General features: G+C 71.8%; 13 protein-coding genes. 4 read left to right on the top strand and 9 right to left on the bottom strand.

Features of this window, described 5'->3' with window-relative positions; all coding sequences use genetic code 11:
* The first annotated feature begins 4 nt into the window (after positions 1-4).
* The 3 genes from AB0D93_RS18845 to AB0D93_RS18855 are packed head-to-tail and all read left to right on the top strand — an operon-like array spanning position 5 to position 2,992.
* Entirely contained in the window at positions 5-1,267 is a 1,263-nt protein-coding gene (locus AB0D93_RS18845) for a sugar ABC transporter substrate-binding protein (RefSeq protein ID WP_362120607.1), read from the top strand.
* The gene (locus AB0D93_RS18850) at positions 1,264-2,166 is read left to right on the top strand and encodes a sugar ABC transporter permease (protein ID WP_362120609.1); all 903 of its coding nucleotides are present in this window, start codon (positions 1,264-1,266) and stop codon (positions 2,164-2,166) included. Before AB0D93_RS18845 ends, AB0D93_RS18850 begins: the two co-directional genes overlap by 4 nt.
* Entirely contained in the window at positions 2,159-2,992 is an 834-nt protein-coding gene (locus AB0D93_RS18855) for a carbohydrate ABC transporter permease (RefSeq protein WP_362120612.1), read from the top strand. Before AB0D93_RS18850 ends, AB0D93_RS18855 begins: the two co-directional genes overlap by 8 nt.
* A 6-nt stretch (positions 2,993-2,998) precedes the next feature.
* Here the strand turns inward: AB0D93_RS18855 and AB0D93_RS18860 are convergent, their stop codons facing one another.
* From AB0D93_RS18860 to AB0D93_RS18895, 8 genes are all read right to left on the bottom strand, one after another.
* Positions 2,999-3,766, bottom strand: a complete 768-nt coding sequence (locus tag AB0D93_RS18860) for a glucose 1-dehydrogenase (RefSeq protein ID WP_362120614.1) — start codon at positions 3,764-3,766, stop codon at positions 2,999-3,001.
* A gap of 84 nt (positions 3,767-3,850) precedes the next feature.
* Positions 3,851-4,435: a TetR family transcriptional regulator gene (locus AB0D93_RS18865; RefSeq protein ID WP_362120616.1), complete on the bottom strand. Its 585-nt coding sequence runs from the start codon at positions 4,433-4,435 to the stop codon at positions 3,851-3,853.
* Between the two features lie 43 nt (positions 4,436-4,478).
* Entirely contained in the window at positions 4,479-4,832 is a 354-nt protein-coding gene (nirD, locus tag AB0D93_RS18870; protein ID WP_362120618.1) for a nitrite reductase small subunit NirD, read from the bottom strand.
* Positions 4,829-7,435, bottom strand: a complete 2,607-nt coding sequence (gene nirB, locus AB0D93_RS18875) for a nitrite reductase large subunit NirB (protein WP_362120620.1) — start codon at positions 7,433-7,435, stop codon at positions 4,829-4,831. The genes nirD and nirB overlap by 4 nt, the downstream gene beginning before the upstream one ends.
* On the bottom strand, positions 7,435-8,649 hold the full coding sequence (locus AB0D93_RS18880; RefSeq protein WP_362120622.1) for an FAD-dependent oxidoreductase: 1,215 nt from the start codon (positions 8,647-8,649) through the stop codon (positions 7,435-7,437). Before AB0D93_RS18880 ends, nirB begins: the two co-directional genes overlap by 1 nt.
* 191 nt (positions 8,650-8,840) lie before the next feature.
* Positions 8,841-9,479, bottom strand: coding sequence for a class F sortase (locus AB0D93_RS18885; protein WP_362120624.1), 639 nt, complete (start codon positions 9,477-9,479; stop codon positions 8,841-8,843).
* A gap of 166 nt (positions 9,480-9,645) precedes the next feature.
* Positions 9,646-10,152, bottom strand: a complete 507-nt coding sequence (locus AB0D93_RS18890) for a hypothetical protein (RefSeq protein WP_362120626.1) — start codon at positions 10,150-10,152, stop codon at positions 9,646-9,648.
* 293 nt (positions 10,153-10,445) lie between these two features.
* Complete coding sequence (locus AB0D93_RS18895; protein WP_362120628.1) at positions 10,446-12,098, bottom strand: M4 family metallopeptidase; 1,653 nt, start codon at positions 12,096-12,098, stop codon at positions 10,446-10,448.
* Between the two features lie 140 nt (positions 12,099-12,238).
* Between AB0D93_RS18895 and AB0D93_RS18900 the strand changes: the two genes are divergently transcribed.
* The gene (locus AB0D93_RS18900; RefSeq protein ID WP_362120631.1) at positions 12,239-12,673 is read left to right on the top strand and encodes a gamma-glutamylcyclotransferase family protein; all 435 of its coding nucleotides are present in this window, start codon (positions 12,239-12,241) and stop codon (positions 12,671-12,673) included.
* A 1-nt stretch (position 12,674) separates the two neighbouring features.
* On the opposite strand, the gene AB0D93_RS18905 is transcribed toward AB0D93_RS18900, so the two are convergent.
* Positions 12,675-13,505 (bottom strand): arylamine N-acetyltransferase, encoded by an 831-nt coding sequence (locus AB0D93_RS18905; protein ID WP_362120633.1) that lies wholly within the window; start codon positions 13,503-13,505, stop codon positions 12,675-12,677.
* Positions 13,506-13,541: the final 36 nt, after the last annotated feature.

Below are 13,541 nucleotides of genomic sequence, written 5' to 3' on the forward strand. Positions count from 1 at the left end.
GACGATGACGATGAGCCGCAGGGCGCTGCTGGCCGCGGGAGCCGGCGCGGGTGCCGGGTTACTCGCCGCGTGCGGGTCCAACACCGGGCGTGGCGGCGGCGGTTCCGGGACCGGGCTGTCGCAGTGGTACCACCAGTACGGCGAGACCGGCACCGAGCAGGCCGTCGAGCGGTACGCCGCCGGCTACAAGAAGGCGCGCGTCAAGGTGCAGTGGCGGCCCGGGAACTACGACCAGCAGACCGCCGCCGCGCTGCTGACCGACTCCGGGCCGGACGTCTTCGAGGTCAACGGGCCGACACTCGACCAGATCCAGGGCGGTCAGGTCGTCGATCTCACCGACCTGCTGGAAGGCGTCAAGGACGACTTCAATCCGGCCGTCCTCACGCCCAAGACGTACGACGGACGGATCTGGGCCGTCCCGCAGGTCATCGACATGCAGCTGCTCTACTACCGCAAGAGCCTGTTGAAGGACGCCGGGGTCGCGCCGCCCACCACGCTCGACGCCCTCGTGGACGCGGCACGCAGGCTCACCACCGGCAAGGTCAAGGGCTTGTTCCTGGGCAATGACGGGGGAGCCGGTGTGCTCGGCGGCACGCCCCTGTACGCCGCGGGGCTCCGGCTGGTCACCGAGGACGGCCAGGTCGGTTTCGACGACCCCGCCGCCGCCCGCACCCTCGGCAAGCTGCACCAGCTGTACTCCGACAGGTCCCTCCTGCTCGGGGCGCCCGCCGACTGGTCCGACCCGTCCGCCTTCCTCCAGGGGCTGACCGCGATGCAGTGGTCCGGGCTGTGGGCGCTGCCGCAGGTCCAGAAGCAGCTGGGGGACGACTTCGGTGTCCTGCCGTTCCCCGGGGACGGTGCTTCCGGGAAGCCCTCCGTTCCCGTCGGGGCCTACGGCGCCGCCGTCAGCGCTCGCAGCAGGCACAAGGAGGCCGCCAAGGAGTTCGTGCGGTGGTTGTGGGTCCAACGGACCGACTACCAGGAGGACTTCGCACTGTCCTACGGCTTCCACATCCCGGCCCGGATCTCCCTCGCCAGAAAGGCGGCCAGGCTGCGGTCGGGCGCCGCCGCCGACGCCGTGCGCCTCACCACCGAGCACGGCTACGCCCAGCCCCTGCTGTGGACGCCCGCGAGCCAGACCGCCTACCAGGACGCGCTCAGCCGGATCATCAGGAGCGGGGCGAGTCCGGAGAGTGAACTGCGGGGCGTCGTACGGAAGGTGGCCGACGAGCTCGACCGGGTGAAGAAGGCGAAGAAGACGTCGTGAGGCGCCGCAGGACCCTCTGGTTCTGGGTGTTCGTGGGGCCGTTCGCGCTCGGGCTCGCCCTGTTCACCTACGTTCCGCTGCTGTGGAGCGTGGGCCTCAGCTTCTTCGACGCCCACAACACCGTCACGCCCACGCACTTCGTCGGGCTGGACAACTACACGGCGATGCTGAAGGACGACGCGTTCGTCGGCAGTCTGCGCACCTTCCTCGTCTTCACCGCCTTCATCGTGCCGGTCACGTACCTCCTTTCCCTCTCTCTCGCCCTGATGGTCAACCGCCTGAAACACGCTCGCGCCGTCTTCCGGTCGGTCTTCTTCCTGCCGGCCGCCTGCAGTTACGTCGTCGCCGCCCTGGTGTGGAAGATGTCGATCTTCAACGGGGTGCGGTTCGGGCTGGCCAACACCGTGCTGGGGTGGTTCGGCGGTGATCCCGTCGCCTGGCTGTCGACCACGTCCCCGCCCTGGTACTGGCTGGTCATCGTGACCGTACGGCTGTGGCTGCAGGCCGGTTTCTACATGATTCTCCTGCTCGCCGGGCTGCAGCGGATCGACCCGGTGCTCTACGAGGCGGCCGCCGTGGACGGGGCCCGCCCGGGCTGGACGGTGCTGCGGCACATCACCCTGCCCCAGCTGCGGGCCACCTCGGTGGCGGTGGTGCTGCTGCTCGTCGTCAACGCCTTCCAGGCCTTCGACGAGTTCTACAACCTGCTGTCCGACGCGCGGGGTTATCCGCCGTACGCCCGGCCGCCGCTGGTCTACCTCTACTACACCGCCCTCGGCCAGGGGCAGAACCTCGGGCTCGGCAGCGCGGGCGCGGTGATCCTCGCGCTGATCATCGCGGTCGTCACGGTGGGACAGGCGCGGTGGCTGCGGCTGGGAAGGACGGACGCCGATGGATGACGCCCTGGTGCGGGCCGGGCGGGCGCTCAGGCTGGTCCTGCTGATCGCGCTGGCCCTGCTCTTCCTCATCCCCTTCTACCTGCTCCTGCGCAACGGGCTGTCCAGTGAGCAGGACATCACCTCGCCCGAATGGACCTTCTTCCCGGGCGAGTTGAGGTGGGGGAACGTCCGCGAGCTGTTCGACGACCCCTCCGTTCCGTTCGCGCGCTCGCTGCTCAACTCCGCCCTGATCGCCGTCGCGACGACGCTGGGCACCCTGCTGCTCGCCTCCCTCGCCGGCTACGGCCTCGCCCGCATCCCCTACCGGCACGCGAACAAGGTCTTCTACGGCATCCTCGGCACCCTGCTGGTCCCGGCCGCCGTCACCTTCGTACCGAGCTTCGTCCTGGTGTCGACGCTGGGCTGGGTCTCCACCCTGCGCGGGCTGATCGTCCCGACGCTGTTCCCGGCGTTCGCCTGTTTCGTCTTCCGCCAGTACTTCCTCGGGTTCCCGCGGGAGCTGGAGGACGCGGCGCAGGTCGACGGGCTGGGGTACTGGCGCACGTACTGGCTGGTGGTCGTGCCGAACGCGCGGCCGGTGTTCGCGGCGGTCGGCACCATCGTGTTCCTCGGGGCGTGGAACTCCTTCCTGTGGCCCCTGGTGATCGGGCAGGACCAGAGCGCCTGGACCGTCCAGGTGGCCCTGTCGTCCTTCACGACGTCCCAGGTGATCCGGCTGCACGAGCTGTTCGTCGCGGCCGTCGTGTCCGTCCTTCCGCTGCTGGCGGTGTTCCTGTGCTTCCAGCGGTGGATCGTGGCGGGGGTGGAGCGGTCGGGGATCGACTGAACCGGGTCAGGCCGTGGAGCCGCCGTCCACCACCAGATCGGTGCCGACGACCGAGGCCGCGTCGTCCGAGGCCAGGTAGAGCACGGCGGCGGCGATCTCCTCGACGGTGCAGACCCGGCCGAGCGGCACCTCGGTGCGCATCCGGCCGGCCCGGTCGGCCTCGGTCTCGCCGGGTTTGAAGGACATGTCCGTGGCGGTGGGGCCGGGGCTGACGGCGTTGATGCGCACGCCGTCGGCGATGTGGTCCAGGGCGGCGCTGCGGCTGAGCACCGAGACGGCCGCCTTGGTGACGGCGTAGCCGGTGGTGCCCCGCAGCCGGCTGTGCACGCCGATCCGGGAGGCGATGTTCACGATGGCCCCGCCGTTCGGCTGGGTCCGCATCCGGGCGACCTCGGCCTGCAGGGCGAGCAGGACGCCGGTGACGTTGGTGTCGAGCATCGTCCGCCAGTCCTCCTCGGCCAGGTCCGCCGCGGGCCGTCCGCGCCCGGTCAGGACGCCGGCGTTGTTCACCGCCACGTCGAGGGAGCCGAACCGGTCCACGGCGGCGGACACCAGGGCCCGCAGGTCGCCGGCGCCGGTCACGTCCGCGGTGACGGCCAGCGCCTTGGCGCCCGCCCGCTCGATCAGCGTCACCGTCTCCTCCAGCGGCTCCCTGCGGCGCCCGGCGACGACCACGTTCGCGCCCTCGTGGGCGAAGGCGAGGGCGATGCCCCGCCCGATGCCGGTACCGGCGCCGGTGACGAGGGCCGTCCGGCCGGTGAAGCGACGCGTCATGACGATCTCCTTTTACTTGACTGATCGATCCAGTATTCGGGCGGGGAAAAGGCGCACCCGTCGTGGGTGCGCCTCGGCTGCGCCTCAGTCCAGAAGTGCCAGTGCCTGCTCCGCCGCGTCCCGGACCCTGGCGGCGTCCGGTGAGGCCTTGCCGACCACCCGCAGACCCTGGAGCAGTACGAGCAGCATGCGCGCGAGGGCGAGCGGATCGCGGTCCGCGGCCAGTTCACCCTGCGCTCGCGCCCGGGCCAGGGCGGAGTGCAGGAGGGTCTCCACGTGGTCCCAGCTCTGCTCCACCCTGCGGGCGGCGGCCGCGTCGTGCGGGGCCAGTTCCACCGCGGTGTTGGTGACCAGGCAGCCGTGTTCCCGGCTCGCTCCGGCCGTGGCCTCGGCGGCGAACCGCCGGACCACCGCGCGTACGGCCGGCAGCACCGGGCCGGGCCGGGACAGCTCCCGGGTCAGCCGGGGGTTCTGCGCCTGCCCGTACCGGTCGAGTGCCTTCAGGTACAGCTCGTGCTTGCTGCCGAACGTCGCGTACAGGCTGGCCCGGCCGATCCCGAGGTGCTCGACCAGGTCGGCCACCGACGTCGCCTCGTACCCGCGCCGCCAGAACAGCTCCAGGGCTGACTGCAGCGCGGCGTCCGGGTCGAATTCCTTCGTTCTGGCCACGGCCCGCAGCCTAGGTATTTCTGGAACGACCAGTCAAGCAGGATCAGGCGCTGCGTACCTCGTACGCCGCCACCCGTACCTCCCCGTCGTCCAGGCACTGCCCGCTGATCAGGTCGAAGCGCTGCTTCAGCAGGGGAGAGGCCACGAACGGGCGGTCCCGGTGGGTGCCGGTCAGGCCGCGGGAGAGGACGGCCGCGCCGGTGAAGGGGTCGCGGTTGTCCACGGCGTACAGCCGGTCGGCGCGGTCCCGGAAGAGGGCCACCTGACGGCCGTCCGGCAGCAGCGCGGCCACCCCGCGGCCCGGGGTGAGCACGCTCAGGTCGCAGGTCGTGAACCAGTCGTCGTCGGCGAGCCGGAGCTGGACCTTCAGGTCGGTGGTCTCGACAGCCAGGGTCATCGGGCGCTTCCTTCCAGGACGTCGTCGGCGGGCCGCATGCCGATGTTCAGCAGCGGCAGGTCGGGCTTGATCTGGTCGCGCTCGGGTACGAAGGCGACGACCGGGTCCGGGGTGTCCGGGGCGTTCACGAAGGACACGAACCGGGCGAGTTTCTCGGGGTCGTTGATGGTCTCGGCCCACTCGTCGCGGTAGTGGGCCACATGCGCCCGCATCAGCTGCTCCAGCTCGTCGCAGATGCCGAGCGAGTCGTGCACCACCACGTCCCGGACGTGGTCCAGGCCGCCCGGGATCCGCTCCAGCCAGGTCGAGGTGCGCTCCAGGCGGTCGGCGGTGCGGATGTAGAACATCAGGAACCGGTCGATCAGGCGCACCAGTTCGGCGTCGGAGAGGTCCTGGGCCAGCAGGTCCGCGTGGCGCGGGGTGGCGCCGCCGTTGCCGCCGACGTACAGGTTCCAGCCGTTGGCGGTGGCGATCACGCCGAAGTCCTTGGACTGGGCCTCGGCGCACTCGCGCTGGCAGCCGGAGACCGCCGACTTCAGCTTGTGCGGGGAACGCAGTCCCCGGTAGCGCAGCTCCAGGTCGATCGCCATCCTGACCGAGTCCTGGACGCCGTAGCGGCACCAGGTGGAGCCCACGCAGGACTTCACCGTCCGCAGCGCCTTGCCGTAGGCGTGCCCGGACTCGAAACCGGCGTCCACCAACCGGGCCCAGATCAGAGGGAGTTGCTCCACCCGCGCGCCGAACATGTCGATCCGCTGGCCGCCGGTGATCTTCGTGTAGAGGCCGAAGTCCCGGGCGATCTCACCGATCACGATCAGCTTCTCGGGCGCGATCTCACCGCCGGGGATCCGCGGCACCACCGAGTACGAGCCGTTCTTCTGCAGGTTGGCCAGGAAGTGGTCGTTGGTGTCCTGCAGGGCCGCCTGCTCGCCGTCCAGTACGTAGCCGCTCGCGCCGATCGCCGGGGCGAGGGAGGCGATGATGGAGCCGACGGCCGGCTTGCAGGTCTCGCAGCCCTCGCCGCCCCGCGCGGCCTCACGGCCGTGCCGGTCCAGCAGCTCCCGGTACGACGTGACGCGCAGCGCGCGGACGATCTCGTACAGCTCCTCGCGGGTCTGGGAGAAGCAGCCGCACAGGCCCTTGTCGACCTCGACGCCGGACGCCTCCAGCTCGGCGTTGACGAGCTGGCCGAGCACCTTGACGCAGGAACCGCAGCCGGTGCCGGCCTTGGTGCACTTCTTCACCTCGGGCACGGTGGTGCACTTGTGCTCCGTCACCGCGCCCCGGATGGTGCCCTTGCTGACGTTGTGGCAGGAGCAGATGACCGCCTCGTCCGGCAGGGCGGACGGGCCGAGCTGGGCCCCCGAGTCGGCTCCGGCGGGCAGGACGAGCGACTCGGGGGAGACGGGGGGCACCGAGCCGGTCAGGGCGCGCAGGGTGCCGTAGGCCTCCGCGTCGCCGATCAGGATGCCGCCGAGCAGCGTGCCGTCGGCGCCGATGACCAGCTTCTTGTACAGGCCGGCGCGGGAGTCGGAGTAGACGACGTCCAGGCAGTCCTCGGTGGTGCCGTGCGCGTCGCCGAAGGACGCCACGTCCACGCCGAGCAGCTTCAGCTTGGTGGACAGGTCGGCGCCGGTGAAGGACGCCTCGTCGGCGGCGATGGTGGCCGCGGCCGTCTCGGCCTGCTCGTAGCCGGGTGCCACCAGGCCGTACACCCGGCCGTCCGCGGCCAGCGCGCACTCGCCGATCGCGAAGACGTGCGGGTCGGTGACCGTGCGGCACTGCTCGTCGACCGTGATGCCGCCGCGCTCGCCGACCGTCAGGCCGCAGTCCCGGGCCAGCTGGTCGCGGGGCCGGACACCGGCGCTGAACACCACCATGTCCACCGGGAGTTCGGAGCCGTCGGACAGCTTCATGCCGGTGACGGCACCCGCGGCGTCCGTCACGATCTCCTGCGTGCCCACGCCCGTGTGCACGCTCAGGCCCATGCCCTCGATGGTGCGCAGCAGCGCCGCGCCACCGCCCTCGTCGACCTGCACCGGCATCAGGCGCGGCGCGAACTCCACGATGTGGGAGGTGAGTCCGAGGCCCTTCAGGGCACCCGCCGCCTCGAGTCCGAGCAGTCCGCCGCCGACCACGGCACCCACGGTCGCCCTGGTCTTCGCGTACGCCTCGATGGCGAGCAGGTCCTCGATGGTGCGGTAGACGAAGCAGCCTTCGGCGTCCTTGTTCGGGACCGGCGGCACGAAGGGGTACGAGCCGGTGGCCAGGACGAGGGTGTCGTACGCGAACACCTTGCCGGACCTGGCGGTCACCGTCCTCGCCTCGCGGTCGACCGTCTCCGCCGGGTCGCCGACGTACAGCTCGATGCCGTGGTCGTCGATGAACCCCATGTCGGTCATGGAGAGTTCCTCGGCGGTCTTGCCCGAGAAGTACGAGGTGAGGGCGACACGGTCGTACGCCGGGCGCGGCTCCTCGCACAGCACGACCACGCGGTGCGTGGCGGTCAGGCCGCGCTCGGCGAGCGCCTCCAGGAAGCGCTGGCCGACCATGCCGTGGCCGACGAGCACGATCGTGGGGGTGGCCCCGGGGGCGGTGGTCATCAGGAGCCTCCATCGTTGGTGAGCAGGTGGAGCAGGGGGCCCTCGTCGGGGAGCGGCTCTGCTCCCTCCCAGGCCCGGGCGAGCGCGCCGACGGTGCCGAGTTCGCCGACGAGGACCCCGCCGACCAGGCGGTCGTCGCGGACGACGACCTTGCGGTAGGTGCCGCGGGTGGCGTCGGCGAGCCGTACGACGTCGTCGCCGGGGCGCGCCTCGGTCTCGCCGAACGCGGCCAGGTCGAAGGGGGAACCCGGGCCGGTGAGGGTCAGCCGGGTCAGGGAACGGGTGCCCGCGTACCGGGCGCCGGGGTCGCCCGCGAGCAACTCGGCCAGCGCGTCGGCCTGTTCGAGGGCGGGAGCGGCCAGGCCGTAGACCGTGCCGTCGTGCTGGACGCAGTCGCCGACGGCGTGGATGTGCGGGTCGGAGGTGCGCAGTTCGTCGTCGACGAGGATGCCCCGGTGGACGGCGAGACCGGCCTGCTCGGCGAGAGAGGTGCGCGGACGCACCCCGCAGGCGACGACCACGAGGTCGGCGTCGAGCGCGTACCCGTCGGCCATCTCCACCGAGCGGACCGCGCCCGCGACACAGCGCACGTCCCGCACCCGGCACTCGGTGTGCACCTCGACGCCCAGGCCGGTGAGGTGCCGCAGCACCAGCCGGGAGGCGTCCGGGTCGAGCTGGCGTTCCATGAGGCGTTCGGCCTGCTGGGCGAGGACGACCTGCGCGCCGCGCACGGCGAGCGCACGGGCGGCGGAGACGCCGAGCAGCCCGCCTCCGACGACCACCGCGCGCACACCCGGCCGGACCGCCTTGGCCAGGCCCAGGCAGTCGTCCATCGTGCGGAACGCGTGGACGCCCTCGGGCAGCTGGTGGTCGGGCGTGAACAGCCCGCGCAGCGGCGGCAGCACCGGATTGGACCCCGTGGCGAGAACCAGCGTGTCGTATGCGATCGACGAGCCGTCGGCGCACTCGACGGTCCGGGCGCCCCGGTCGATGCCGGTGACCCGGCCGCGCAGCAGGCCCGCCGGCGCCGGCAGGCCGATCACTTCAGGGGCGTACCGGCCGGCCAGCACCTCGGCGAGCAGCACCCGGTTGTACGGCGGGTGCTCCTCCTCGCCGACGAGCAGCGCGGGCGTGCCCAGCTCGCCGAGCCGCCGGGCGAGCCGTACGCCCGCGAGGCCGGCGCCGATCACCACCACACGCGTATTCGAGGTCATGCCCTTGAGCGTGCGGTCCCGAGGTTACCCGGCCGCATCACGTCTGTTTCCCGTGAGGAACGCTGCCCTCAGCTGCCGCCGGCCCGGCGTGTGAGGTCCGGGGCGGGGCCGGTTCCCGGCTGCGGCGCCGTCGGGGCCGCTCGCGCCCACGTGCTCAGGCCGCACATCGGTACGGCCCCGCGGCCCTGCTCTCAGCGGCTCCCGGTCAGATGCGCGAACACCACCACGTTGCCCAGGTACCCCGAGGTCTTCGAGTAGCCGCCGCCGCAGGTGATGACGCGGAGCTCGGGGCGGGACGCGGCGCCGTACACCTTGTCGTCGGGGAAGTTGTTCGCCGCGTACACCTCCACCGCGTCCACGGTGAACACGGCCACGGAGCCGTCCCGGCGGTCCACCTCGATGCGGGCGTCCCGCTTGAGCGCGCCCAGGTCGTAGAAGACGGCCGGGCCCTCGGCGTTGTCGACGTGGCCGGCGACGATCGCGGTGCCCGTCTCGCCGGGCATGGTGCCGGCCTCGTACCAGCCGGCCAGGTTCTTGTTCTGGGCGGGCGGCGCGTCCAGGCTGCCGGAGCGGTTGAGGGCCAGGCCCGTCAGCGGGGCGTTCACGCGTATGGAGGGGATGCGGATGCGGGTGGGCGCCGACGGGACGAGGGCGGGGGCCGCGCGCCGCGCACCGCCGGGCTCGGGGCGGCCCTCGGCGGCGGCCGGCTGCGGCGGCGCGTGCGTCCCGGTGCCACCGCCGAGCAGCCACACCCCGGAACCGAGGGCCACTACGGTGACCGCGGCTATCGCGGTGTCGCCGAGCCTGTCACGCCTGGCTCTCCTGCGCATACGAACCCGTTTCCCTTCAGGCGGACCCCCGGGGACCCGGAGGCGGACCCCCGAAGTCCCGGAGGCGGACCCCCGAAGACCCCCTCCCCCTCCGGGTCACGAGGGGCATCGGACCCGGAGGGGGCGGGACGTGCGGTACCGGCGGACGGACAGCGGAGGGTGTCCGTCAGATCCCGTCGCCTCTCGCCCGGCGATGCAGGAGCCAGGTACCGCCCGCGGCGGCGACGGCCAGCGCCGCCACACCCGCCGCGGTCTGCACGGGGTCGGTGCCGAGTGCGCCGCCGACCCCCGTCTTCATGCTTCCCCGCGGCTGCACCTGCTCGTGCGCCGCGCTCAACGCGACCACCAGGTCGCCCGTCACCTGCCGGCCGCCCTCGGCGCACTTGGCGACGATCTCGTACGTCCCCGGCTGCGCGCTCTCCGGCACCTGGAACTGGCCGATCGCCTCGCCCTCGTGCGCGCTGGGGGCCAGCGTGAAGGTGCCGGCGCCGACCGCGCCCGCGTCACCGATCGCCGAGCCCTTGTCCCCGCACGCGGCGGTGTTCGCCGTGACCTGGCCGCCGGGCGCCACGGTCGAGGGGTACACGTCCAGGGTGCCGGACCCGGCCGAGGCGGGCGCGGCGGCTGCCACGACGAGCGCGGTACCGGCCAGCAGACGGGCGATGCGTCGCATGGTGCCTCCCTGGAGTCGCGCCTCGGTCTGTCCCTACCGAGGTAAGCCGCAGTCGGGGAGTCCTGCTTCTTGATGGTCCGTCAGAAATGCGATGAACGGGTGTTCTCCCCGCCCCCCGCACGGCCTAGTCCGCCGACGGTTTGGGCAGGTCACGGGCCCACGCGAAGTCGATGGGAGAGATAAGTATGAAAAGCACTCAAATGGAGCGATCTCTGTCATGGAGTGGATGACAGGCGCGCGAGGCGGCCGCCCCGATGCGGGATCGTGGCGGCCGCCGGTGCGCGACTCGAGCGTCAGTTCACGTTGACGGCGCTCCAGGACGCCGCCACCGCGTTGTACTCCGTGCTGCCCGCGCCGTACAGGTCCTTGGCGGCGTTCAGGGTCGCCGTGCGGGCCCCGGCGTAGTTCGTCGAGGAGGTCATGTAGACCGTGAGCGCCCGGTACCAGATCCTGCCGACCTTGTCCCGGCCGATGCCGGTGACCGTGGAGCCGTTGTACGTCGGCGAGTCGTAGCTGACGCCGTTGATGGTCTTCGCGCCGCTCCCCTCCGCCAGCAGGTAGGCGAAGTGGTTGGCGACACCGGAGGAGTAGTGGACGTCCAGGTTGCCGACCGAACTGCTCCAGTAGTCCGCGGAGTTGCCGTCCTTCGACGGCTTGTCCATGTAGCGCAGGGCGGTGTGGCCGAAGCCGGGCTTCACGATCTTCTCGCCGATGAGGTAGTCACCGGGGTCGGAGGAGTTGTTCGCGTACCACTCCACCATCGTGCCGAGGATGTCCGAGGTGGCCTCGTTGAGCCCGCCGGACTCGCCCGAGTAGGTCAGCGCGGCCGTCTTGGAGGTGACGCCGTGGGTCATCTCGTGCCCGGCCACGTCGAGGGCGACCAGCGGTCCGAAGGTGGTCCCGTCACCGTCGCCGTACGTCATGCAGAAGCAACTGTCGTCCCAGAAGGCGTTGTTGTAGTTGCTGCCGTAGTGGACGCGGTTGTACGAGCCCTTGCCATCGCCACCGATGCCGTTGCGGCCCTGAACGTTCTTGTAGTAGTCCCAGGTCTCGTTGGTGCCGTACTGGGCGTCGACGGCGGCCGAGGCGCGGTCGGAGTTGCTGCCCGTGCCCCAGTGGTTGTCGGCGTCCGTGAACAGGTCGGCGGGCGCCCGGCTGAAGCAGATGCCGAGGAAGCACAGATCGGTCTTGCCCTCGGCGTCACCGGTGTAGGTGTTGCCGCGCGTCGGGTCCTTGAGCTGGTACGACGATCCGGACTGGGTCGTCTCCAGCGGCACCGTCCCGCTGTAGAGGGACTTGCCGTCGCCGGCGGCGGTCTCGATGCTGTCCCAGGCGTCGATCTGGTGGCCGGTGCGGGCGTCGGTCAGCACGGTCCGGGCGACCGGGTTGCCGAGCGAGTCCAGGCCGACGGCGTTGGTGCGCCAGGCGAGCTTCGGGGCGCCGTGCAGGGCGTCGACGATCAGCTCCGGCTTGGCCTTGACCTGCTTCAGCGTGTTGCCGAGGTTGACCGCGCGCAGCGCGTTCACGGCGAGGTCGGCGGCCTTGGCGGCCGGGATCTTCGGGAGGACCGAGGCGAGGGATATCCGGCTGCGGGTGGCCCGGTTCGCGCTCCGGTAGGTGCCGTCCGGGGTCAGGTGGACCACGAAGTCGCCGCCCAGCACGGGCAGTCCGTGGTAGGTGCGGTCGTAGCGGACGTGCTGGGTGCCGTTCCGGTCCACGATCACGTCGCGGACGCTGGTGTTCTCGGCGGAGGTGAGACCCAGGCTCGCGGCATGTTCCAGGAGTGCCGACGCCGCGTTCTGGATCGCGGTGGCCCGGGTCGGTCTCGGGTCGGCGTGGGCGGCGGGGGAGAGGGCCACGGTGAGCAGGGTCGCGGTGGTGACGGCGACGCCGGCGGTGGTGGTGAGACGACGGGAACCTCGGACGTGCGGCCGTATCCGGCTCATCTGTCTCCTCGGGGGAGGCGCCAAACTAGGCGTGGGGGCGGCGCTGATGTCCCCAGAGATTTAAGGGGCCATGACATGTCATGTCCATAGGGCCTTCATGGAGATGTGTGAGGAGGCGAAGGGGGTAGAGAATCGTTTCCGTGATCGCTTCCGAACCGGGGACCACGTTGCCCTTCTTCGTCTACGGCACCCTGCGCCCCGGCGAGGTCAACCACGACCTCTTCCTGCGCGGCCGCACCGCGGCGGAGGAACCCGCCCGGCTGCCCGGCGCGGCGCTCTACGACGGCCCCGGCTACCCCTACGCCGTCGAGCGGCCGGGCGGCGAGATCCGGGGCGAACTGGTCACCGCCCGGCCGGAGGCGTACGACGAACTGCTCGCCGCCCTGGACCGCCTGGAGGAGTACGCACCGGGCGACCCGCGCAACCTCTACGAACGCGTCGCCCGGAACGCCGTACGCACCACCGACGGCACCCCCGTGCGGGCCTGGGTCTATCTGGCCGCCCCCCGCGTCGCCGCCGGCCTGCGCTCCACCGCCACCCCCATCGAGGGCGGCGACTGGGCGGCCCGGCGCTGAGTCAGCCCAGCAGCCGCAGCCCCTCGGGCACGTCGATCCCGAACTCCCGCGCCACCACGCGCCGCGCCTCCGCCTCGTCCGTCAGCTGCCGCTCGGTCACCGTGCCGTCGGCCCGGGTCTCGGTCAACCAGGCGCCGTCCAGGGAGAGATGGCGTTCGGCGGTGGTCCGCTGGAGGTAGGGGCGGCGAGTGAACGGGGAGCGGGGACTGGTGCCGACGTACCAGTTGAACACCTCGAAGTCCGGTGTGGCGAACGGCTCCAGTGTGAAGGCGTACTGGCCGGCCCACTCCCGAGCCCGGCCGTCGTACGCCTGCAACTCCCACAGTTCCAGCGGTCCTTCGTGCGGCAGCGGCGTCAGCCGGTGGCAGCGTCCGGCACCCTCGAACCGCTCGCCGGTCACCAGCGGCACCGGCACCAGCAGCGCGCCCTCGGCACCGAAGCCGACGTCCGCGAGATACGGCCGCCGCTCGCCCGGCACCGAGACCCGCAGCATCGCGTGGGTGCGCGGCCGGCTCTCGGGCGTCTCGGCGCCCAGCACCACCCGCCCGGCCAGCGGCGTCACCCCGAACCCGAGCGCCTGCAGCGCCAGCCGGAGCAGCGTGTTGTGCTCGTAGCAGTAACCGCCGCGGCGGCCGTGGATCATCTTGGCCATCAGATCGGCCGGGGCGAGCGACGGGGCCCGGCCGGACACGGCGTCCAGGTTCTCGAACGGCAGGGACAGCGCGTGCGCCAGGTGCACCCCCCGCAGCGTCTCCAGATCGGCCCGCCGGCCGCCCTGCCACCCGACGCGGTCCAGGTAGGCGCCGAGGTCGAACTGCTCGAAGTCGGACATGCGTCGAACCTACGCGGCCCTGCCGGTTCCCGCCGC

Source organism: Streptomyces sp. NPDC048191, assembly GCF_040652655.1.
Lineage (GTDB): Bacteria > Actinomycetota > Actinomycetes > Streptomycetales > Streptomycetaceae > Streptomyces.